The organism is Caldicellulosiruptor diazotrophicus, assembly GCF_017347585.1.
Taxonomy (GTDB): Bacteria; Bacillota; Thermoanaerobacteria; order Caldicellulosiruptorales; family Caldicellulosiruptoraceae; genus Caldicellulosiruptor; species Caldicellulosiruptor diazotrophicus.
The window spans coordinates 2408507-2433706 of the sequence record NZ_AP024480.1 but is presented as its reverse complement, the minus strand read 5'-3'; the positions used below and the strand labels follow the sequence as shown (position 1 = coordinate 2433706).

The window sequence follows — 25200 nt, the reverse complement described above, 5'->3', positions numbered from 1 at the left end:
ATTTTAAAATTTTTCAAAAATAAAGAAGGATTTTAGTAATTAATGTCGAAATATATTATTTAATTACAAACTGAGTAGAATATTAAAAAAGGTGGGATATTGCACGTGAGAGCAAAATTCATTTTTGAAGTGCTTGGAAAACAAAGTGAGGTTCATAGTCTTCCTGTTTACTACAGAACTATTTTTATGAGTTTTTTAAAAAGAGCCCTTTCTCTATATGATAAAAACTATTTTAATAGAATTTACTGGTGGGGTGAAAAAAAGAATAAATGGCAGAAACCCTTTGTTTTTTCTGTTAATCTTCCCAATATGAACTTTCAAGATGATACAGTTTCTTTCAGAGGGGATATTATGCTAAATATTTCCACATCTGACTATGAGTTTTTTGTAAACATGTATAATAGCCTACTTAACAATCGTCTCTATCCATACCCTTTAACAGACAGCTGCAAGATTGCGCTTAAGCAAACGTATTTGGTAAGGGAACCAGAAAAGTTTGACTCAAAAATGACCTTCAAAACATTTGCCCCAATTTTAATTGAGAAAAAAGAAGGCAACAAAAAGGTGCCAGTTTTGCCTTATGATGAAGGATTTGAAGAGATTTTCAACAATGTTGTTGATTTTGAGATAAGAAATATTCGTCTTTTGAGAGGACAAAACAAAGGACTGCAAAAACGGTTAACTTTTAAACCAATAAGTATTCAAAAGGCAGTTGTAAAACACAGAGTTTCTGAGTTTGTTGAGAAAACTAACAAAGATATAATGTTTTTGACAGGATTTTCTGGTTTGTTTGAACTATCAGGAGACCCGGAAGATTTAAAAGAACTGTATCAAAACGGAATAGGATTTCGCAGAGGTCAAGGGTTTGGGTTTGTTGAGGTGGTGAGGTGAGAAAAATGGATAAGCTCACATTGTATCCAGGAAATTGGCTTTATAATGCTTCTGTGATTGGATTTTTGAATGTTATTTCATGGAAATTAGGTGAGGATGTAATTGAAAATTGGTTAAATGAAGATGGTAGCATAAGTATAGATAAAACAATTTTTGAACCAGTCAAAGTAGGTAAAGAAAATATACCTAAATCTTTGGTTTGCTATGTAGAGTATTTAACTGAAAATGAAGATATTGAAGAGTGGTTAGAAAACAAAGATAAAAAAGGGAATAGCAATAGAGAGAAGTTAGAAGAATATTACAATGAGATGGGTGAATTTGGATATAAACTTGTGAGAGCTTTTAATAAATTATTTTCGAAAAACATGCCCTACCAGAACTTAGTGCAACAAGGAGATAGAAAAGAATTTATAATTTTTTTACTAAATTTATTTTCTATGGCTAATAATAAAGTTACTTATAGATGTGATTTATGCGGAAATGAAAGAGCCATAGAACCAGATGAAACCAGCAAATTAGAAAAAAGGCTTTTTAAATTTGACTTGATGCATTCTTCTTTATTAGGTCCGTCAGCAGGAGAATTTCCAAACTCATTCTGGAATAATAATGCATCGTTAAGAATCTGTCCGATATGTTCATATTTTATTATTCATCATCATTTAGCGGTTACTCAACTTGAAGACGGTTCAGAAATTTTTATAAATGCTCCATCATTTCTAATTATGTGGTATTTGAATAAGTATGTCAAAGCTATTAACGAAAAAGTAAAAACATCCGAGGCAAGAAAGTTATTGGGAATGTCTGTAATGGAGATGGCATTAAAAGTAAATATTCAGCTTGGAAAATGGACAATGATGAATATTGAAGTGGTCAGTAAATTAAAGGTTAGGCATAAAAAGAAAGTAGATTATAACTTAGAGTTTTATAGCTTACCTCATGAGGTAATTTCATTACTTTTAAATCGCAAAATTTCAAGCATACTAACTGAAATCGGGGAAACAAGTATTTTAAATTTAGTATTAAGTCAAAATTATGAAAGAATTATGGAAATTGGAGAAAAGGTTTTTAAAATAGCCTTGCAAAAACTGTCAGAAGAAAGTAACAAAACAAAAAAAGACAAATCAGATGAAGATGATGAGTTTATTGCTCATTATTTTCAATTGGTCAAAGAAAAGAGTGATTTAATAAAAATATCTCAAAAACTTTTTGAACTTTATTTATTGATAATGGAAAAACAAAAAGGGAGGCTCTGATATGAATGAGAAATTTAATTTTGATGAAATTAAGAAAACTTTAGAAGAGGCAATACTGCAAAATCAAATTGAATTTAAGGCTTTTTCGCAAGCAGTTAGCTCATATAAGAAACTTGGATTTGAGCTGGAAAAAATATTGGAATGGGCTGCTAATAATGCAAAAGGGGAAGATAAAATTAAGCTTTGGAGTTTGTATAAGGAATTTTCTTTACAGAATATTAGTGAGCTTTGTGAATGGCTAAGATGGTATGGAGAAAGTTTAAGAAAAAGCAAAGTTTATGAGAGGTTTTTTGATAAAGACAAGAAAGTTCCCAAAGCAGTAACTTTTAGAATTCTTGAATTAACAAGGTTAGGGAAGAGAGAAGAAGTTTTTCATATTATTCTGAGAGAATTTGTAAATGCACAAGAAGAAGTTGGTAAAAATTTTGTTAAAGCTTTTAATCCAAAGTATTCTGTCGAAAGCTTTAAAGTAATGGTATATTCATTTTTAAGCGGTTTGTTAGGTGAAGGAATAGAAAAAAATAAGGAGGGTTAAAAGATGTGTTTTAATGAAAGAAATCATATAAGACATATAACTGTAACAGCTATTATTGAAGCTTGGGCTTTAAATAGAGATGAAAAAATTGGTGGTAATATATTATCTATTAAGAAATTAAAGAGAGATTTAGAAACAGTAAGTTATATAGGCAAGCCTGGTATAAGACATTATCTCTTTGAGACATTAAAGAAAGGATTTGGATGGAAAGAGGCTTTGGTAACTGTAACTAAGCAGGATGAAGCAAAGGTTGTCCAATTTGATATAACAAAAGATGATATTTTGTCAAGTCCAGAGCTTGACGCATTTGGATATATGTATACTATAAAAGGACAAGCCTCAATTACACGAAAAGCCCCATTGGGGATAACAAAAGCTATAGGATTAAACTTATATGATGGAGATATGTCTTTTTACGCAAACCATGATCTTGTTAATAGAGGAATTAAACAAGGTATTGATGATATGTCACCTAATCCATATAGCAAAGAAGAACATATATCTTTTTATAAATTAAGTTTTACTATAGATACGGATGTATTGGGTAAGGATGAATGGATTGTTGAAAATGAGCCAAAAGTTGAAGATGGAATTATAAAGATTATACTTTCTGAAGATAAGATAAAGCAAGTACCATATATAGAACAACTTGATGAAAAAGTATATAAGGTTGAAAAAGGTATTATTAGATATGACAAAATAGAATCAGATAGCAACAAGGCAAAATATAAAATAGTCTTTGAAATTAATAAAGAAGAAAAACTAAATCGTATCAAACAAATCCTTGAAGCTATTAAAGATGGGCTTTATGCTCAGTCAAGCGGAGAAGCAAATACTTTAGTCCCACTTTTTTTGATTGCAGGTTATGTAAAAGTACCTTCACCAGTATTTCACCCATATATTGAGATAGAACCAGTTTCAGGTGTAAAAAAGTGCAGAGTTATAGGTGTTAATGATTGTTTAAAAAATAGCTGGATAGTAGACAAAGTATTTTTGCTGGATTGTGAAAGAATGCTGGTAGAAAGAAAGGAAGAATTGATTTTCAATACAAACAAGTTGGGTAAGTTTGAGGTAACCGAAAATTGGGATGAGTTTTTAAAAGTTTTGGATAATGAATATACCACAAGCAGTCCATCCATAGACGAATAATCAGGAAGGGAAGAGAAATGAAAGAAATTAAAAATTCTATTTATGCTTTGAAAATAAAAATATATCAGCCGCAAGCGCATTTTAGGGTACCATTTAGTTATCGAAGAAGACATACATACCCTATTCCACCTTATTCAACAGTGTTAGGTTTGATATCAAATGTTCTTGGGATTAAAAATATCCCAGGGCAAGAGGAACCTTGTGTAAGTAACAACTGCAGATGTTTGTATCACAAATTGAAACAAATTAAAATAGGAGTTTGTGGAAACTTTGAAACCAAAGTTGAAGAATACTTTTGGTTGAGAAACCTGAAGGCAGAAAGTCATATAGGAAGGTTTGGTTCAGTAACAAATCGAAATGTTGGTGGACACATTGAACACATAGGTGGACAAATGCCTTGTGTGACTGATGTTTTAAATAATGTGAGAATTTTTATTTACTTATATCATTATGACAAGGATTTTTTGGAAATTGTAAAAAGTAGTTTTGAAAATCCCATCAATAAAACTTCTGTTATGCATTTAGGCAGAGCAGAGGATTGGATATTGATTGAAGAGATAAGGTATATTGATTTAATAATTCATAAAATCAATGGCAACTATAAAAATTTTTTTTGGGTACCTGAAAAAGTTTTTATAATTAATGGCAATTTTGATTTTAAAAAAGTTAATGGTTTAGCTTACAATGTGACCTCTTTTTATAAAATTCAGAACGGTGTTAGAAACTTTAGGTATGTAAAAGCAAAACTAAATAATGGAGATTTTGGTGATGTTGTCGCTTATTTTGATACAGAAGACAATATCCCTGTATTTTTTACCGACCTTGAGGAGGATAAAGATGAGTGAAATTTGGGCAAAGTCAGTGGATGAGAAAAATAATAACAAAATAGTTACTTTAGCACATCATGTCTCTGATGTGCTGAAGGTTTTTGAGTTTTTTAAAAAGAAATTTTCAGATAATCAATTTATATTGAATGCGGTTGAAATTGCAATATTTTTTCATGATTTAGGGAAAGTGTTACCATCTTTTCAAATAAAAACTTTAGGTAATATTGGATATTATCCAAGGGATGTAGTTTATGAAATTCCACATTCTTTATTTTCTGTTTTTTGGATTAATATAGACAAACTAAAGGAAAAGCTAAATAGTGAAAAATATTTAAATTATATAATATCAGCAATTGCATATCATCATTGGAGAGATAATTTTGATGAAATAATCTCTTTAGAAAATAAGCAGTTAAAACAAGTTTGTGAAAAAGTAATCTACGAATGGAAAGAAAAATTAAAAGAAAATCTTGTTAAAGAGTTTGAGAAACTTTCTGGTTTTGATGAATATAAGGAATTAATCGATATCAATATGACGTGGCTGAAAGCTATTTTAAACCACAGACTTTTTGTAAATTTGGCAGTGCCTCCATACAAATTTGACTACCATCCACTCAGGGGTGAAGTCAAAAAAGAATGGATTTTTATATCGGGGGTTTTGCAACGCTGTGACCATTTTGCTTCGTGGTGCGAAGAAGAGGGAGCGGAAGAAGAGTTAGAAAATGTTGAAATTAATGCACCAGAAAGAGAATATATAATTAAAGCTATTTCAAGTAGAATTGGAGATAATGCTTGGCAATTTAAAGAATTAGAGAAGTGTTCAGCAAAAAACACTATATTAATAGCACCAACAGGTTATGGCAAAACAGAGTTTGCTTTTTTATGGTCATCAGGAGAAAAGCTTTTTTATACTTTACCACTAAGAGCCTCAGTGAATAACACTTTTGAAAGAGCTAAAAATGCATTTGGGTGTAACAAGACAGGTCTTTTACATTCAGACGCTGAGGTATATTTGTTAGACAAAAATTTAGATGAAACTGGCTCAATAAAGTTGTATGAACTTTCAAAACAACTGTCGTATCCTGTAATAGTCTCAACTGGAGACCAGTTTTTCCCATATGCATTGAGACCACCTGGATTTGAAAGGGTATTTGTTTCTCTTTCTTATTCACGAATTGCAATTGATGAGATACAGGCATATTCACCAAAAGCATGTGCTATAATTGTAAAATTTTTAGAATGGATACACAAAATGGGTGGGAAATTTCTTTTAATGACTGCTACTATGCCAAAGTTTGTAATAGATTATTTTAAAGATGTAATTCCTGACTTTTATGAGAATGTGAATTCTATAAATATTTATGAGAAAGAAAAAGATGCATTCAGTAAACTCTACAAACATAAGATAAAATTAAATTTAATTAAAACCAAGAATGAGCAATTTGAGATTCCTGATGAAATGGTTAGAGAAATTTTACAAAAAGCAAAAAATAACAAAAGAATACTTGTAATATTGAATACTGTGGGTTTTGCACAGAGTGTGTATGATAAATTGAAAAATAATGCAAATGAACAGTTGAAAAAAAGAATTTTTCTTATTCATTCCAGATATACGTTAAAAGATAGAGAAAATAAAGAATTTGATTATATAAACAGCGAGTTTAAGAATCCTAAAACCGAGAATGTTGGCAAAATACTTGTTGCAACCCAAGTAGTTGAGGCTTCTCTTGACATTGATGCTGATGTTTTGTATACAGAGATATGTCCTCTTGACTGCTTAGTTCAAAGAATGGGGAGAATTTTGAGAAGATATATTTATCAAAATAATGAAGTTGTCAATAAAAGCAACAATGAGAAATTCAATTTAGATAAACCTTTTAGAGCTTTTGAAAAAGAATTCCAAAATGAGCCGAATATAAACGTACTTGTATTTAATAACGAGAATTTACAATCAGGTGGGCAGAGAGTTTATACAAAGGAACTTATTAACCTTTCACTTGCTTGGTTGTGGAAAGTAAGGGATAATCAATCTAATTTGGGAGGATTGTTAGATAAAACTTTTCAACAAGAATTTGCCGATAATGGTGTTGAAGAGTTTTTCAGAATGGAGTTTGCAGACTTAATTCTTGTTCAACAAAATAATAAAAAGAAAGGTAAAAAGGGTAAAGGTGAGAATAAAGAAAGTGTCTATAATTCTCTTCTTTTCAGTCATGATTGGTTAGCAAAATTAGACCAGGTAGAAATTGAACTGTCAGAATATGATAAGTACATTTTGGTAACTTTATTTTACTCTACAATGAAAAAGGATGGCAGATATTTAAAGGATTTTTACAATACTCTTATTGTATTAAATAGTGGATTGATGTCGGATAAAAAATCTGAAGCAGAAGAGATTTTTAGAGAAATTTGTAGTGTACAAATTATTCCCAAGAATAAGTTTGAAGAATTTAAAAAGGATATTCAAGAATTTATAAAAACAATAGAACAGAGCGGAGAAAATAAAAAAATGCTTTTTACGCAATTTAAGAAGGATGTTTTGTCAAAACATATTGTTATGCATTTTTATTTAAAAGATTTGGAACCTGTTTATAATAAACTTACAACCGAAATTGAAATAGATAATAAGTGGAAAAGAAGACTCAAACATTGGCTTTCGGGTGTATATTTGAGCTATAATTTTGTTTACGATAATGAAAAAGGTTTAATAAGGGCTGAAAAAAAGGAGAGTAAAAAAGATAGTTTTATTATTTAAAAAAGAGAGTGAAATTTGACATGGGAAATTCTCAAGAGTTTCAAGACCTAAAGTTCCAGGCTATAAAAATTAACTATTTTTATGTCTGTAAAAGAAAACTATGGCTTTTTAGTAAAAATATTACATTTGAAAACAAATCTGAAAAAGTTTTATTAGGACGGCTTTTACATGAATACTCATATCCAAAAGAAAATAGTAAGGAAATTTTGATTGATAATCTAATAACAATTGACATAATGTCAGACGGCAGTATCAGAGAAGTAAAATATAGCAGTAAAATGAAAGAAGCTGATACAATGCAGGTTATGTACTACCTTTACTATCTCAAACAAAAGGGAATTCAAAAACAAGGAATAATCAATTATCCGAAAGAGAAAAGAAAAGAGGTGCTGAAACTTACCCCAGAGTATGAAGAAAAAGTAAAGCAAGCATTAAAAGAGATAGAAGAGATTACAACAAAGTCTATTCCGCCACCTGCGCAAAAACAAAAAATTTGCAGGTTGTGCGCATACTTTGAGTTTTGCTGGGGGTAAAATTGCTATGCAAAAGAGTTTATATATTACTTCAAATGGGAGACTAAGAAGGCATGAGAACACACTTTATTTTGAAATGGGTGATGAAAAGAAAGCAATTGATATAGAAAATGTTGAGCAGATTCACATCTTTGGGGAGGTAGACTTAAACACTAAAGCTCTAAATTATATCTCTCAATATGGTATTGTTCTTCATTTTTATAACTACTATGGTTTTTATACTGGGAGTTTCTTGCCCCGTAAGAAAAATGTATCTGGAGATGTTGTTGTTCGGCAAGCGCTTCATTATCTTGATAGAGAAAAGAGAATCTTCTTGGCATACTGTTTTGTCGAATCAGCGGTTTATCACATGATGAGAAATTTAAGAGAAAGAAAAGAAGCTGAAGACTTTTTAGTTGCAATTGAAAATGAATGGGAAAGAGGCAGATTTAACATATCAAACATTACAGAGTTAATGGGGCTTGAGGGTAGAATTCGCAATATATATTATCAATCATTTAATCAGTTTCTTCCAGAAGATTTTTCAATGGAAAAAAGAGAAAAAAGACCACCTACAAATCCTATCAATGCTCTTATTTCGTTTGGAAATAGCTTGATTTACAGTCACACTTTGTCTCAAATTTATCAAACTCAACTTGACCCTAGTATAAGTTTTTTACATGAACCAAGTGAAAAGAGATTTTCCCTCAGCCTTGATATTTCTGAGATTTTTAAACCACTGATTGTTGATACTGTGATATTCAAGCTTCTTAATAACCATCAGTTAAAGCTTGAGCATTTTGATGAAGATTTAAATTATTGTTATTTAAATCAAGAAGGAAAGAAAATATTTTTAAAAGAATTTCAAAACAAACTTGAAACTACAGTTCGGCACAGACAATTAAACAGAAATGTTTCCTACAAGGGATTTATAAGACTTGAATGCTACAAGCTGATAAAACATTTTATAGGTGATCAGGTTTATTCACCGCTCAAAGCATGGTGGTAAGTTGATTTGCATGTACATTGAGACATTTAAATTTTTAAAATTCAGCAATTTCTATCTGGCTACAAATTTTCTGTTTGAAGGAGTGATAGAACATCTTTGTTATAGTAACATACGATATCAACGAAAAGAGAGTCAACAAGGTAAGAAAGATTTTAAAAAAATACTTTACATGGGTTCAAAATTCAGTTTTTGAGGGCGAAATTACACTTGGGAAGCTCGAAAAGTGCAAACGAGAACTTTTATCTGTTATAGAAAAAGATGAAGATTCAGTGTATTTTTATGAGATGGAGTACAAACTTGTATGTAACAAAAAGATTTTAGGACAGGAAAAGAACTATGACTCTGTAATAATTTAAAAGTTTTAAAATTTAATTAAGAGCAAATGCCTCTAATTGATGCAGATATAACCATTTTGCAGCGTTTCAAACATTAGTTCGAATAAGTTCTATTGTTTTTGCTGCAAAGTCCAAAAAACTTTTTAACAACTTCTTACAAATCCCAACCACCCCTTCGCTGCATTTTATGTTTGCTGAATGCTTATTAGATTTGTTATAATTATAAACACATACCCATGAGAGAGCATTTACTGTTAGTGGGTTTTATCTGAACTATTAGGGATGTAAACTAAAGTTAAAGGTTGTACTGCCGTCATTGTTGACTGGTTTTATCTGAACTATTAGGGATGTAAACGCAGTTGTGCAGCTTCTTTTATTTTCTCTGTAGTTTTGTTTTATCTGAACTATTAGGGATGTAAACGGAGTAATAAGCTGCACTTGAACAATTTCATTGTTCAGTTTTATCTGAACTATTAGGGATGTAAACTCAAAAGTTAGTAAAAACGGTGTAACAAACTGATTTAGTTTTATCTGAACTATTAGGGATGTAAACACTGGTGCTTCAATGCCTTACGTAACACTTGGTGAAGAGTTTTATCTGAACTATTAGGGATGTAAACCAAAAGGGCAATTGGCAGGTTTTGACAAGTTATATACGTTTTATCTGAACTATTAGGGATGTAAACTATCGAGAAGTAATACACTTAAGGAAGTTTTACTACAAGTTTTATCTGAACTATTAGGGATGTAAACACCTTTACAAATCATGATATTGCGAGATGCAAAAACTGTTTTATCTGAACTATTAGGGATGTAAACGTGTTTGAATTATATAATGGTATGCAGAGAGTAAGTGGTTTTATCTGAACTATTAGGGATGTAAACTGATACAACTAAGTTTATAAGCTATTGATGGTTTGTTAGTTTTATCTGAACTATTAGGGATGTAAACTCGTATGATGCAGAAGACTCAATTGAATTATCACTTACGTTTTATCTGAACTATTAGGGATGTAAACTTATTTGGTACGATACACAAATTGATTTTGATTACTGTTTTATCTGAACTATTAGGGATGTAAACCATTTTTAGCTAAATAAAACTATATTTATCCCTTTCGGGTTTTATCTGAACTATTAGGGATGTAAACGTAAATTATACTTGATATTATTGGTGTCCCCAAAACCGTTTTATCTGAACTATTAGGGATGTAAACCACAGGGGAGCGCTGGATGAAGTAGAAAAGGCTACCGCGTTTTATCTGAACTATTAGGGATGTAAACCCTGAACCACCATTTGTTTTGACAATTGCTGTATCGGGTTTTATCTGAACTATTAGGGATGTAAACAAATGGCACGGAAATAATACTAATATAAATAATACTAAGTTTTATCTGAACTATTAGGGATGTAAACATCATTCAGCAGATAGAACAAATGTTGCTTGATATTTGTTTTATCTGAACTATTAGGGATGTAAACTCTTCTGGCACTGACCAGTCACCGGACCAGAAAGTGGTTTTATCTGAACTATTAGGGATGTAAACTCGTTTGATTGTCTTGAGTTGGTATCTCGAACTGCCGTTTTATCTGAACTATTAGGGATGTAAACTAATCTTAGCAAGATAGCCATACAGGAATTTGCTGTTGTTTTATCTGAACTATTAGGGATGTAAACATTAAAGTTGAGAGTGTGAATAATATCAATATAGATGGTTTTATCTGAACTATTAGGGATGTAAACGTTTTTATATGTGCTGTATCAATTGACGTATTTGCTAGTTTTATCTGAACTATTAGGGATGTAAACTTGTCGAATCGACAAGATCTTTCAAATAAACCTCAAAGTTTTATCTGAACTATTAGGGATGTAAACGTGTTCATGATTGCCTCCAGTAATTGCCAAGATTTTGGTTTTATCTGAACTATTAGGGATGTAAACCTTTTATTAATAAATTTATAGCTTTTTCAAGTAAAGGTTTTATCTGAACTATTAGGGATGTAAACGTAAAGCTTTATATACTGCAGCATCGTATCTGTTACGGTTTTATCTGAACTATTAGGGATGTAAACTTTGAAATTCTGATTGATTTAGGAAATTACAACCTTAGTTTTATCTGAACTATTAGGGATGTAAACGAAATCCTTTTATTCCTACTGCTGCTAAAAATCCTAAAGTTTTATCTGAACTATTAGGGATGTAAACTTTCAAGCCAATAACTCATCGTATCACTCCTTTATCAGTTTTATCTGAACTATTAGGGATGTAAACGTTAATGTAAATCAACCGCAAAATGTTCAAATAATAAGTTTTATCTGAACTATTAGGGATGTAAACTGTAAAAGACTTCAAAGCACGCTACCCCAACATCGACGTTTTATCTGAACTATTAGGGATGTAAACATCGAAGAATCAAAACAATCAACTACAGAAGTACAACGTTTTATCTGAACTATTAGGGATGTAAACCTTTACATGCTGTTTGACACAATCAAATACATCAAGGTTTTATCTGAACTATTAGGGATGTAAACTTTAATTTGTGCTGATACAATCAAAAACCGGTTTACTGTTTTATCTGAACTATTAGGGATGTAAACGCTGGTAGTTTTCTATGGTACTGACAGGTTCAGTTGTTTTATCTGAACTATTAGGGATGTAAACCCTTTATTGAATAAAACCTAACTCTTTAGCTTTCCTCATGTTTTATCTGAACTATTAGGGATGTAAACAAGACCAAGGAATATTCCTTTACCGATTTTGACGGAAGTTTTATCTGAACTATTAGGGATGTAAACTTCATATTTTGAACATAAAATGTAGGATTATCACCAGGTTTTATCTGAACTATTAGGGATGTAAACACTTACAATTTTTGGGCTTTGCCAATGCCAAATGATGGTTTTATCTGAACTATTAGGGATGTAAACTTTTTTCCATTATAAATTGTGTTTGAAACTGTATTTATGTTTTATCTGAACTATTAGGGATGTAAACGGAAAATCGAAGTGCTTATAGGAAATTTGAGAAGAAAGGTTTTATCTGAACTATTAGGGATGTAAACAATAACTACTATCTTATAAGCTTGTTATTTACAATGAGGTTTTATCTGAACTATTAGGGATGTAAACACAATTTTAGGAACAACATCAAAAAGTCCTCTTTATATGTTTTATCTGAACTATTAGGGATGTAAACTTTACTTGTGGATTTGTTGCACTATTACAATGCAATGGTTTTATCTGAACTATTAGGGATGTAAACTTTTGAATTGTTACATTTCTAATATCTACTTGACCAGTGTTTTATCTGAACTATTAGGGATGTAAACATGTGCGTAATATTTCAGAGCTGCAAAGAATCTGTCAAGGTTTTATCTGAACTATTAGGGATGTAAACGAATATGGAAAACACATTGTTTTTGTAGGGTCAACAGGGTTTTATCTGAACTATTAGGGATGTAAACTGGTTGGTAGGAATTATCATTGGAGCTATTGGTGTTTGTTTTATCTGAACTATTAGGGATGTAAACAATCTTGTACCGCAATTTCAACACTTACTTCACCTAAGTTTTATCTGAACTATTAGGGATGTAAACGCCAATAACGCTACTGGAGTAGCAGTAACAACCACAAGTTTTATCTGAACTATTAGGGATGTAAACCTTGCAAGCGAAAGCAACAGCCTGGACGGATTGAATTGTTTTATCTGAACTATTAGGGATGTAAACTTCAGAAAAGTTCTTAGAAAATTAGTTGAACAAGGAGGTTTTATCTGAACTATTAGGGATGTAAACTTGCAGACAGCAATATCAAGGCAAATTACAAGTTAGCGTTTTATCTGAACTATTAGGGATGTAAACGAGTTATAAATATTCGTATGTATATGGCAGTAGTAGAGTTTTATCTGAACTATTAGGGATGTAAACACGGCAACTGAAGCAAAAGCAAGGTATGACGAATATTGTTTTATCTGAACTATTAGGGATGTAAACAAGAATTTCTTGAACAGAGGAGTGATGTTTTTGAAACAGTTTTATCTGAACTATTAGGGATGTAAACGCTGATATAGCCTGATACTCTGCTTCAGTTAATTCAGTTTTATCTGAACTATTAGGGATGTAAACATGAAAGAGCTGAAAGCAGATTTAATGAGCAAGAAAGGTTTTATCTGAACTATTAGGGATGTAAACATAGAATTTATAGAAAAGTTTTGCAAGCATTCAAAAGGTTTTATCTGAACTATTAGGGATGTAAACTTGTCTGTTGATGAAGCGAAAGAGTTGGGGAAAAAAGTTTTATCTGAACTATTAGGGATGTAAACCAGATTGTGAATGCTGACCAATTAAAAGTTTTAAAGGGTTTTATCTGAACTATTAGGGATGTAAACAGGAAAGTTATAGTATATGTGCTTCCTGACACAGCAAGTTTTATCTGAACTATTAGGGATGTAAACTAAGGCAAATCAGCAAGTATCATATCTATAGATTTGTGTTTTATCTGAACTATTAGGGATGTAAACTTTTGATTTATTTTTAGGGCGAGGGGTATATTTATATGTTTTATCTGAACTATTAGGGATGTAAACATGTGGTTGATAAAGCACTAAAACAATTACAAACACGTTTTATCTGAACTATTAGGGATGTAAACTATATTCAAATGGAAAAGTTTGAATTTGTAGATTTTTGTTTTATCTGAACTATTAGGGATGTAAACTCCATTTGTTGGTGTTGCACAGCTTATCTTTATCGTAGTTTTATCTGAACTATTAGGGATGTAAACTAAGCATAGGTTCTGGTGGTACAACATTAAATTGCAAGTTTTATCTGAACTATTAGGGATGTAAACTTTATTGAAGACGAACAGGACTTTATGATTTTGCTTGAGTTTTATCTGAACTATTAGGGATGTAAACCCAAGTGTGGACACGACGTGCACAGCAACCCCAGCGTTTTATCTGAACTATTAGGGATGTAAACAATTTTGTGATTTGATAGTTAAGCGTTATTATGATGGTTTTATCTGAACTATTAGGGATGTAAACGTATATGAGGAAGGAGAGGGAGCATGAAAAACATTAAGTTTTATCTGAACTATTAGGGATGTAAACTAAGAAATTGAATTGCTAACTACTGTATTGTTAATTTGTTTTATCTGAACTATTAGGGATGTAAACTACTTCAACGCCCTGTCCTCCGCCTGCGTTGATATGAAGTTTTATCTGAACTATTAGGGATGTAAACTGATACAACTAAGTTTATAAGCTATTGATGGTTTGTTGGTTTTATCTGAACTATTAGGGATGTAAACCCATTAGTTAGAGATGATGATGAGTTAGCAATTAATAGTTTTATCTGAACTATTAGGGATGTAAACCTTAACTCCTTAAAAGCTGTAGATACAAACTTAAAAGGTTTTATCTGAACTATTAGGGATGTAAACAATGCTATATTTGGCGAAAGATATTTGTTTGTGCCTTGTTTTATCTGAACTATTAGGGATGTAAACCTTTCAGTAAATAAAACAAAAAAAGAATATTCTATTGGGTTTTATCTGAACTATTAGGGATGTAAACAAGTAGGGCTGGTCTTTTTTTTATTTGCGTTTAGAATGTTTTATCTGAACTATTAGGGATGTAAACTGTTGAAAAACTGGGCGGTGAGGTCAAGATAGAATGGTTTTATCTGAACTATTAGGGATGTAAACTCTTCTGTTATAGCTTGTCCGTCTTTTATTTCTTTTGGTTTTATCTGAACTATTAGGGATGTAAACCATTTACACGTAAAATTTAAGCATAAATTACTGTTAGTTTTATCTGAACTATTAGGGATGTAAACGCAAGCGCTTTTTGCATATTTGAAAAAGCGTTACCTAGTTTTATCTGAACTATTAGGGATGTAAACCGGGCTATATATGCCGCTGCGGCTGCTATACAAGGGGGTTTTATCTGAACTATTAGGGATGTAAACTTACAGAGAAGCATATTATGAAGCCTCAGCAAATGAGTTTTATCTGAACTATTAGGGATGTAAACAACTCTTTATTGGGTTTATTGATAATAAGCCCGTCTGTTTTATCTGAACTATTAGGGATGTAAACAGATTTGGAAGATGATATTGAAGGCACACCTGTTGAGTTTTATCTGAACTATTAGGGATGTAAACATAACCGTGTAAAAACAATCTTTAAAATTCCAATCTGTTTTATCTGAACTATTAGGGATGTAAACTGTATCTGTTTCATAATTTCCTGAAAGCTTTTCCCGTGTTTTATCTGAACTATTAGGGATGTAAACCGATTTGGAGCATTTGTATAACTAATAAGATATTTTTGTTTTATCTGAACTATTAGGGATGTAAACTCATATATTGCTACTTCCTTTACTTCTACCAGTAAATGTTTTATCTGAACTATTAGGGATGTAAACAGAACATTTTCAGTGAACCTTAATATTTTGTGCACTTGTTTTATCTGAACTATTAGGGATGTAAACCTTATTAAAATAGACGCTGACGGGAAAAAGCTTATTAGTTTTATCTGAACTATTAGGGATGTAAACAGGGCTTATTTGGCTGGTATCTTAAGTAAGTCTTCAAGTTTTATCTGAACTATTAGGGATGTAAACCCCGCAAACTAATTTATTTGGCAAACTGCCAAACACGTTTTATCTGAACTATTAGGGATGTAAACGAAAGAGAACTTGACAATCTCATAAGTGAAATAGAAAGTTTTATCTGAACTATTAGGGATGTAAACTGTTTTTGAGTAAGTAATTAGCAATTGCTGCCGCCAGTTTTATCTGAACTATTAGGGATGTAAACACAGTCAATGCAGTCTCAGATGATAAAATCACTGTTAGTTTTATCTGAACTATTAGGGATGTAAACATGCTAATATTGAAAGTACAAATAGGGTAGTTAAAAAGTTTTATCTGAACTATTAGGGATGTAAACTTGCAAGAGGATGATAAAGGATGTTAAGAGGTATTTAAGTTTTATCTGAACTATTAGGGATGTAAACTGGAGAGGAACTGGAGAAAGAAGATTTAGAGGTTATAGGTTTTATCTGAACTATTAGGGATGTAAACAGGGATGGCACTGTTGAATTGAAGAAAGTAAAAGATAGTTTTATCTGAACTATTAGGGATGTAAACTTGGTATCAAAAAGTTGTTTCAATGGTATTGTATTAGGTTTTATCTGAACTATTAGGGATGTAAACCTTTGAATTAACGGGTTATAACAAATTTGTCCCTTTGTTTTATCTGAACTATTAGGGATGTAAACAGGCGGGATGTTGAAGTGGAGTGGAGAGGCAATCCTGGTTTTATCTGAACTATTAGGGATGTAAACGAAACAAAATCAGCTTACAAATTCCCACATCATGAGGTTTTATCTGAACTATTAGGGATGTAAACTGTTCTTATTTCGACACAATTTGATTGACAAGATTTTAGTTTTATCTGAACTATTAGGGATGTAAACAAGTATAAAAACCTAAAAATATCACAAAGTCATGTACAGTTTTATCTGAACTATTAGGGATGTAAACTGTTGCTCAGCCAAGCGTATAGCTGAAGTGCGTTTCGTTTTATCTGAACTATTAGGGATGTAAACACTTTTACAGAAGTGTCTGGATTAGTTGATAGAGTTAAGTTTTATCTGAACTATTAGGGATGTAAACAATAACAAAGTTGGGGAAAAATTTTTAGACCTTATTTGTTTTATCTGAACTATTAGGGATGTAAACATGTATCATACCCAGCCCAAACAGCTGACGCAGTAGCCGTTTTATCTGAACTATTAGGGATGTAAACCATTTTCATTTGATTGAGCGAGGACATTTTCAGAAAAGTTTTATCTGAACTATTAGGGATGTAAACTCAGGGGATTGTGATGAATGGCTGTCTTTTTCTTTTCGTTTTATCTGAACTATTAGGGATGTAAACATTTTTGATTCAATTTCAGAACAAATTTTTTCATAGGTTTTATCTGAACTATTAGGGATGTAAACTTTTATTTCCCTTTCAGTTTCTTTTATGTCTTCCCTGGTTTTATCTGAACTATTAGGGATGTAAACACAAGCTGTTCAACAGCATTTACAATGTCTTGTATTGTTTTATCTGAACTATTAGGGATGTAAACGAAAAAACAAGTATATCACTCGAGTATGCAGTAAGGGTTTTATCTGAACTATTAGGGATGTAAACTTTTCAGTGGGTTGAAATAGAAAACAATGTCGGTTATGTTTTATCTGAACTATTAGGGATGTAAACTATGCCGTTTTTCTCTGCTGCTGTTCCTGTTGTTCCTGTTTTATCTGAACTATTAGGGATGTAAACTGGTAAAAACAGTAAAAACATTTATGCCTTTAAATTTGTTTTATCTGAACTATTAGGGATGTAAACAAAACAGGCATGGCAGAACGGGAACGGTTAATTTATTGTTTTATCTGAACTATTAGGGATGTAAACGGTATGAAGCTGGTGATATAGATGTTGCAAGTTTTTGGTTTTATCTGAACTATTAGGGATGTAAACCAGACCAATTTTATCTGACTTGCGTGAATGTGGCGAAGTTTTATCTGAACTATTAGGGATGTAAACCATTTAAAACTTGCAATACTTCGGCATGAAAACCAGGTTTTATCTGAACTATTAGGGATGTAAACTTGACGACAAGGTAATTATCGTTATCAGGTTGGACTAGTTTTATCTGAACTATTAGGGATGTAAACGAGTGTGCGTAAGTAGTTGCCAAGAGCGTCCCAAAAGTTTTATCTGAACTATTAGGGATGTAAACAAAAACTCTATCTCGTCTCTGGTGATTGTATAGGTAGTTTTATCTGAACTATTAGGGATGTAAACTCATGAAGATGTATCAAACAAGCTCTATGCCACTGCGTTTTATCTGAACTATTAGGGATGTAAACGTCAGCAAGTGTTAGGGGTAATCCTAACTCACTCAAGGTTTTATCTGAACTATTAGGGATGTAAACGATTCGGATAATGTGCTAAAAGCTGTGCTTGATGCTTGTTTTATCTGAACTATTAGGGATGTAAACATATACATATTCAATGTAAGCTCTTCTTGCAACTTTCGTTTTATCTGAACTATTAGGGATGTAAACCTTATGTAGGGGCAACTTTTGATTTAACAACGCTTAGTTTTATCTGAACTATTAGGGATGTAAACATACGTTTGAGGTTGTGTATGAGGATGGACGGATAAAAGTTTTATCTGAACTATTAGGGATGTAAACACGCAGAAATTCTAAACGCAAATAGAAAAAAAATAAAGGTTTTATCTGAACTATTAGGGATGTAAACACATGGTTTATCAAACTCTTCACAAAAGAAGGCGATGGTTTTATCTGAACTATTAGGGATGTAAACGTGGTAGGATTAACCCAAAAACAAGATTAGAAGACAAGTTTTATCTGAACTATTAGGGATGTAAACATAGAAATTACAGACAAAGAAGGATTTTTAGAAACGTGTTTTATCTGAACTATTAGGGATGTAAACCTTTTGGCTGCTTGCAGAGGCGATTCTGCCTCCACAGGTTTTATCTGAACTATTAGGGATGTAAACATTGTTGGTGGATTGGTTGCTGCAACAAAATGGAGTGTTTTATCTGAACTATTAGGGATGTAAACTTCTTCCCTGCTAAAGGAACATCATTGCAGGAATATAGTTTTATCTGAACTATTAGGGATGTAAACGAAAATGAAAAAAGGTTGAGAATAGGTGAAAGCGAGGTTTTATCTGAACTATTAGGGATGTAAACATTCGTACCAATAACGATTTTTGTATAAATCGTAGAAGTTTTATCTGAACTATTAGGGATGTAAACTAGGAGAATACATTGCAAGTTTTAATTCCAAGAAGGGTTTTATCTGAACTATTAGGGATGTAAACTATTTAAACGATGTAGTTAGAGCAGCAGTTGATACAAGTTTTATCTGAACTATTAGGGATGTAAACGACTGAATTCACTTCATCTTTCTTGTTTCGTAACAAGTTTTATCTGAACTATTAGGGATGTAAACTAGGAGAATACATTGCAAGTTTTAATTCCAAGAAGGGTTTTATCTGAACTATTAGGGATGTAAACTATTTAAACGATGTAGTTAGAACAGCAGTTGATACAAGTTTTATCTGAACTATTAGGGATGTAAACGACTGAATTCACTTCATCTTTCTTGTTTCGTAACAAGTTTTATCTGAACTATTAGGGATGTAAACTTGAAGTTCCTGAGCTCAAGGGCCAAGAGCTTCATTAGTTTTATCTGAACTATTAGGGATGTAAACTATTCTTTAATTTCTCAAATTCAGTTGGCTCAAATTTGTTTTATCTGAACTATTAGGGATGTAAACCCAAGCGCAGTCCCCAAATTTTTAATACCATTTAAAGGTTTTATCTGAACTATTAGGGATGTAAACGAAATCAATTGGTATGTGCGCGGTGATAAAAAGGAAAGTTTTATCTGAACTATTAGGGATGTAAACAGAAACTTGCTCAAGAACTTGGTATCCAGTTTGACGGTTTTATCTGAACTATTAGGGATGTAAACAAGATGATGTAGCACCATATGTCGCACTTGGCTTTAGAGTTTTATCTGAACTATTAGGGATGTAAACTTGATAAGAAAACTATTAATGAACTTTATACTTTTCTGTTTTATCTGAACTATTAGGGATGTAAACTGATTTTAGGATTTGGTGGTGGGGCTTTTGATTTTAAAGTTTTATCTGAACTATTAGGGATGTAAACTGGTATATTGCCTTTGGTACAGTTTTTCTTGCACCAAGTTTTATCTGAACTATTAGGGATGTAAACGTATAGTAAGGTTCTGGTTGATAAAAATTTCCATAGGTTTTATCTGAACTATTAGGGATGTAAACACAATCTGCTTGAGTTAACTCTTCGTCTATTTCTGGTTTTATCTGAACTATTAGGGATGTAAACTCGAACCCTGTCGCTGGGCAGATTTGGTTCGACTCCGTTTTATCTGAACTATTAGGGATGTAAACACTTGATCGCGCATACGTTTTGTAAATTGTACAAACGTTTTATCTGAACTATTAGGGATGTAAACATGTAGAGTTTTATAAGGCCAACCCTGACTAATTTGTGTTTTATCTGAACTATTAGGGATGTAAACCTAAAGCTTAAATCTTTAAAAGTGTCAAAGTTTCCTGGTTTTATCTGAACTATTAGGGATGTAAACCAACATTTAATTAAGATTTCTTTATAATATATTTGAGTTTTATCTGAACTATTAGGGATGTAAACTGTATGTAAGTTGTATCAAATATTTAGACGGTTTAAAGTTTTATCTGAACTATTAGGGATGTAAACAAAGATATAAAAAAATTTAAAGACAAAGCATACTTCAGTTTTATCTGAACTATTAGGGATGTAAACTCTTCTTGCTTACTTCAATTTCTTTAACTTTTGGGCTAGGTTTTATCTGAACTATTAGGGATGTAAACAATACAGCAGTCTATAATACAAACTTGATTAATAATAGTTTTATCTGAACTATTAGGGATGTAAACTGTAAAGATTTTTATTAGTAGAGGATAAGCCAGAACGGTTTTATCTGAACTATTAGGGATGTAAACTCTATCAATTCTTCATTTCCTGTTTCTAATAATTTCTGTTTTATCTGAACTATTAGGGATGTAAACAAAAAAAGCTTGCAACGTTAATAGAAAGTTTAGAAGGTTTTATCTGAACTATTAGGGATGTAAACACTGGAATAACACAGAATGTTGAAGAAATCTTGAGAAGTTTTATCTGAACTATTAGGGATGTAAACTTTTCTTTGCGACACTTTGCGGAGGTTTCACAGACGTTTTATCTGAACTATTAGGGATGTAAACAAAATAATCCGCTTGATCCTAATTCTGTTACAGCTCTTGTTTTATCTGAACTATTAGGGATGTAAACGTGCTCGCATTTGGTTTTTTTGAGTATAACGACATGAGTTTTATCTGAACTATTAGGGATGTAAACACTTTCTTTTGTGAGTATATCTCTATTTTATCAAAAAGTTTTATCTGAACTATTAGGGATGTAAACGTCAAATTCGGCTTAAGAATTGAGCGCTGGTATGGGTTTTATCTGAACTATTAGGGATGTAAACGCTTTAACTTCGATATACTTACCGCCGAGCGTATTGAGTTTTATCTGAACTATTAGGGATGTAAACCCATTTATTGTGTTTCGCTGCACAACTGTAAAAGCGGTTTTATCTGAACTATTAGGGATGTAAACAAAGCGTTAGGGAAAAAATGAGAGCTTTAGCAGCGTTTGTTTTATCTGAACTATTAGGGATGTAAACTCTTTTAACCAATACTTTAAATCTTCAAATTCGACTGTTTTATCTGAACTATTAGGGATGTAAACTATGATGAGGTTATACACTTGAGACGCTTTTTTTATAAGTTTTATCTGAACTATTAGGGATGTAAACAAGCCGATAACGTATATCTATCTGCTAACAAAATTTGTTTTATCTGAACTATTAGGGATGTAAACTTCTTATTGTCGTTTCGTCGTATCCCGTCAGCTCTGGTTTTATCTGAACTATTAGAGATGTAAACTTGAGAACTGGCTTGTTAATATGCTTGCAGAAGACTTGTTTTATCTGAACTATTAGGGATGTAAACTTGACAATATCGGCTACATTTGCACCGTTACCCGAAGTTGTTTTATCTGAACTATTAGGGATGTAAACGTTGAATGGTTTGTGCAAGGGAAACAGCGATTGTTAAGTTTTATCTGAACTATTAGGGATGTAAACGTACTGGGTTAAAGAAATGCAGGAATTTGGCTTTGAGGTTTTATCTGAACTATTAGGGATGTAAACGCGAACAATGGCTCTATCTGGGTTGAACAGTTCTTCGGTTTTATCTGAACTATTAGGGATGTAAACTTATTACTTTGTTGATGAGCATAATTGCTACGTTTATGTTTTATCTGAACTATTAGGGATGTAAACTCAAAGATATTTTTTGTCATATCGTCGTTGAGTTTTATCTGAACTATTAGGGATGTAAACTTGAATGTAACTTATACTTTCGCTTCTCCCTCCTCCGTTTTATCTGAACTATTAGGGATGTAAACATGCATACTTTGAGCCACAATCGCACAGAGAGGCACTGTTTTATCTGAACTATTAGGGATGTAAACTTGAGAATTGATAGTGTGAAAGAAGAAGATATCAAAAGTTTTATCTGAACTATTAGGGATGTAAACAAAATAGTTAGCCCTGACTTGAGCATGTGAGCTCAGTGTTTTATCTGAACTATTAGGGATGTAAACGTACGGATAGTAGATGACCTTTTCCTCATCAGCAAGGGTTTTATCTGAACTATTAGGGATGTAAACAATATTTAAAGTCGAAGAAGCTATCAAAAGCGGGGCACGTTTTATCTGAACTATTAGGGATGTAAACCGCATAACTGTTTTTTCAATAATTGATACATCTTCTGTTTTATCTGAACTATTAGGGATGTAAACAATCCATGGGGGTTTATACCGATTGTGCATTTCAAAAGTTTTATCTGAACTATTAGGGATGTAAACTTTTGATAGAGGGCAGGTATATAAAATCAGTCAACGTTTTATCTGAACTATTAGGGATGTAAACGAAAGCACATCTTTGGGGAGTACAGGGTATAATGGAGTTTTATCTGAACTATTAGGGATGTAAACACTCAAATCCTCTAATGTTTTGAAGCAGCCCATATGGGTTTTATCTGAACTATTAGGGATGTAAACGAAGTTTTGCATTAAAAACCTCACAGCTTCGCTTTTCGTTTTATCTGAACTATTAGGGATGTAAACGTTTAATGTGTAACCATAGATTTATAAAAAATGCCTTGTTTTATCTGAACTATTAGGGATGTAAACGAATTCAACAAAAACTTGACCCTCAAAAATATCCCAGTTTTATATGAACTATTAGGGATGTAAACTGTATTTCAGCCACTGGATGTTTCAAAAGTGTTAAAGTTTTATCTGAACTATTAGGGATGTAAACTGTAGAATTTAATTTCTGCCCCTGCTGGCAATGTTGTAGGTTTTATCTGAACTATTAGGGATGTAAACTCCTTGCAAACATGGATTTAATCGTGTTCATAACAAGGTTTTATCTGAACTATTAGGGATGTAAACTCGGTAGTATGTAGCAGTTTCAATTTCAAGCTCTTCAAGTTTTATCTGAACTATTAGGGATGTAAACGTTAGCACATCACCATAGCCGATAGGCAGCTTCCCAGGTTTTATCTGAACTATTAGGGATGTAAACTTTACAAGTTTAAAACTGTTAGTCGAAAAATCCCAAGTTTTATCTGAACTATTAGGGATGTAAACACTTATAATTATTCTTTTTGGGTTGACGGGATACAAAGTTTTATCTGAACTATTAGGGATGTAAACAAACAAAAGAGCGAGTAGGCACTCGTTTTGAGTTCTGTTTTATCTGAACTATTAGGGATGTAAACCATGGAATAATCTGAAGAACACAGCAAATACAGTTTGTTTTATCTGAACTATTAGGGATGTAAACTATGTGAGAGAATTTGACCCTAACGCTGAAGAAACAGAGTTTTATCTGAACTATTAGGGATGTAAACATAATAGCAATTGCAATGGCTACATTTTTGGTTATCAAGTTTTATCTGAACTATTAGGGATGTAAACCAATAAAAGCCTGTATAAGCTCTTCAAGTTCGCTCATGTTTTATCTGAACTATTAGGGATGTAAACTCAGGGTCGCTTGGGTATCTTAAATATTCACCACCAAGTTTTATCTGAACTATTAGGGATGTAAACTATGATAAATGGGCTGAGCGAGGGTTAATAACGCTGGTTTTATCTGAACTATTAGGGATGTAAACGCGACAAAAGTGTATTCAACGCTGATAAATCGCTATGGTTTTATCTGAACTATTAGGGATGTAAACACTGCACCCCACAATGGGTTTAAAAGCACAGTTCCAAGTTTTATCTGAACTATTAGGGATGTAAACCATGATACTGATGCCTCAAATGATGAGAAGATTGAAAGGTTTTATCTGAACTATTAGGGATGTAAACTAAAAACCCCTATCTACGCTAATCTGCACCAACTTAGTTTTATCTGAACTATTAGGGATGTAAACGTTTCTCGTAAATCAGCTAAGACAGGTCTTTTGTCTTGTTTTATCTGAACTATTAGGGATGTAAACGTGTTTGTATGGTCGTTTCTTGTTTTTCTCCATCTTTGTTTTATCTGAACTATTAGGGATGTAAACTTGATACCTGCATGGATTAATGTGGTTAAAAGCGACGTTTTATCTGAACTATTAGGGATGTAAACATTGGGTAAGCAAAAAGCATCATCTTTGTCCTGCACGTTTTATCTGAACTATTAGGGATGTAAACTTTGCTTGATAAGGCTTGTCTTAAGCTCTGCCAATTGTTTTATCTGAACTATTAGGGATGTAAACACAATTTTTACGTTCGGGTATATTCGTTTCAAATATGGTTTTATCTGAACTATTAGGGATGTAAACGAGATACTGCCCATTGCTATCCTTCAAAAGTCTCAATGTTTTATCTGAACTATTAGGGATGTAAACGCTACAACTAGCCCTGCTATTACCGCTACAATTATTTTGTTTTATCTGAACTATTAGGGATGTAAACGAGTTTCTAAAGAAAATAAAATCTGAGCTGGTGGAAAGTTTTATCTGAACTATTAGGGATGTAAACGCGCTTGCGAATGTGGCCTCGCATTATATCAGCACCTGTTTTATCTGAACTATTAGGGATGTAAACAAAGATTTCTAATATCACTTCCAAGTTTTTTGAATTGGTTTTATCTGAACTATTAGGGATGTAAACGATTAAAATCTTTACTTATTTTTCTTATGATTG

General features: G+C 32.2%; 9 protein-coding genes and 1 CRISPR repeat array (1 of these 10 running past the window's edge). All 9 genes read left to right on the top strand.

Going from position 1 to position 25200, the window contains the following annotated elements:
* Positions 1–105 precede the first annotated feature (105 nt).
* The 9 genes from cas6 to cas2 all read left to right on the top strand — a co-directional run bounded on the left by cas6 (position 106) and on the right by cas2 (position 9284).
* Positions 106–891, top strand: a complete 786-nt coding sequence (cas6, locus tag CaldiYA01_RS11395; RefSeq protein WP_207179852.1) for a CRISPR-associated endoribonuclease Cas6 — start codon at positions 106–108, stop codon at positions 889–891.
* Between the two features lie 5 nt (positions 892–896).
* Complete coding sequence (gene cas8a1, locus CaldiYA01_RS11390) at positions 897–2144, top strand: type I-B CRISPR-associated protein Cas8b1/Cst1 (RefSeq protein ID WP_207179851.1); 1248 nt, start codon at positions 897–899, stop codon at positions 2142–2144.
* A gap of 1 nt (position 2145) precedes the next feature.
* Positions 2146–2679 carry a hypothetical protein gene (locus CaldiYA01_RS11385; protein ID WP_207179849.1) on the top strand — a complete coding sequence of 178 codons (534 nt, stop codon included), beginning with the start codon at positions 2146–2148 and terminating at the stop codon, positions 2677–2679.
* 3 nt (positions 2680–2682) lie between these two features.
* Entirely contained in the window at positions 2683–3828 is a 1146-nt protein-coding gene (gene cas7i / locus CaldiYA01_RS11380; protein WP_207179847.1) for a type I-B CRISPR-associated protein Cas7/Cst2/DevR, read from the top strand.
* A 17-nt stretch (positions 3829–3845) separates the two neighbouring features.
* On the top strand, positions 3846–4673 hold the full coding sequence (gene cas5b / locus CaldiYA01_RS11375; protein ID WP_207179845.1) for a type I-B CRISPR-associated protein Cas5b: 828 nt from the start codon (positions 3846–3848) through the stop codon (positions 4671–4673).
* A complete protein-coding gene (gene cas3 / locus CaldiYA01_RS11370; RefSeq protein WP_207179842.1) occupies positions 4666–7407 on the top strand; it encodes a CRISPR-associated helicase Cas3' in 2742 nt (913 codons plus the stop codon). The genes cas5b and cas3 overlap by 8 nt, the downstream gene beginning before the upstream one ends.
* A 20-nt stretch (positions 7408–7427) precedes the next feature.
* A complete protein-coding gene (cas4, locus tag CaldiYA01_RS11365) occupies positions 7428–7940 on the top strand; it encodes a CRISPR-associated protein Cas4 (protein WP_207179835.1) in 513 nt (170 codons plus the stop codon).
* 7 nt (positions 7941–7947) lie between these two features.
* Entirely contained in the window at positions 7948–8928 is a 981-nt protein-coding gene (cas1b, locus tag CaldiYA01_RS11360) for a type I-B CRISPR-associated endonuclease Cas1b (RefSeq protein WP_207179833.1), read from the top strand.
* A gap of 92 nt (positions 8929–9020) precedes the next feature.
* Entirely contained in the window at positions 9021–9284 is a 264-nt protein-coding gene (gene cas2, locus CaldiYA01_RS11355; protein ID WP_207182856.1) for a CRISPR-associated endonuclease Cas2, read from the top strand.
* A gap of 240 nt (positions 9285–9524) precedes the next feature.
* Positions 9525–25200: direct repeats of the CRISPR family, unit length 29 nt; unit sequence GTTTTATCTGAACTATTAGGGATGTAAAC (it continues 685 nt past the right edge of the window).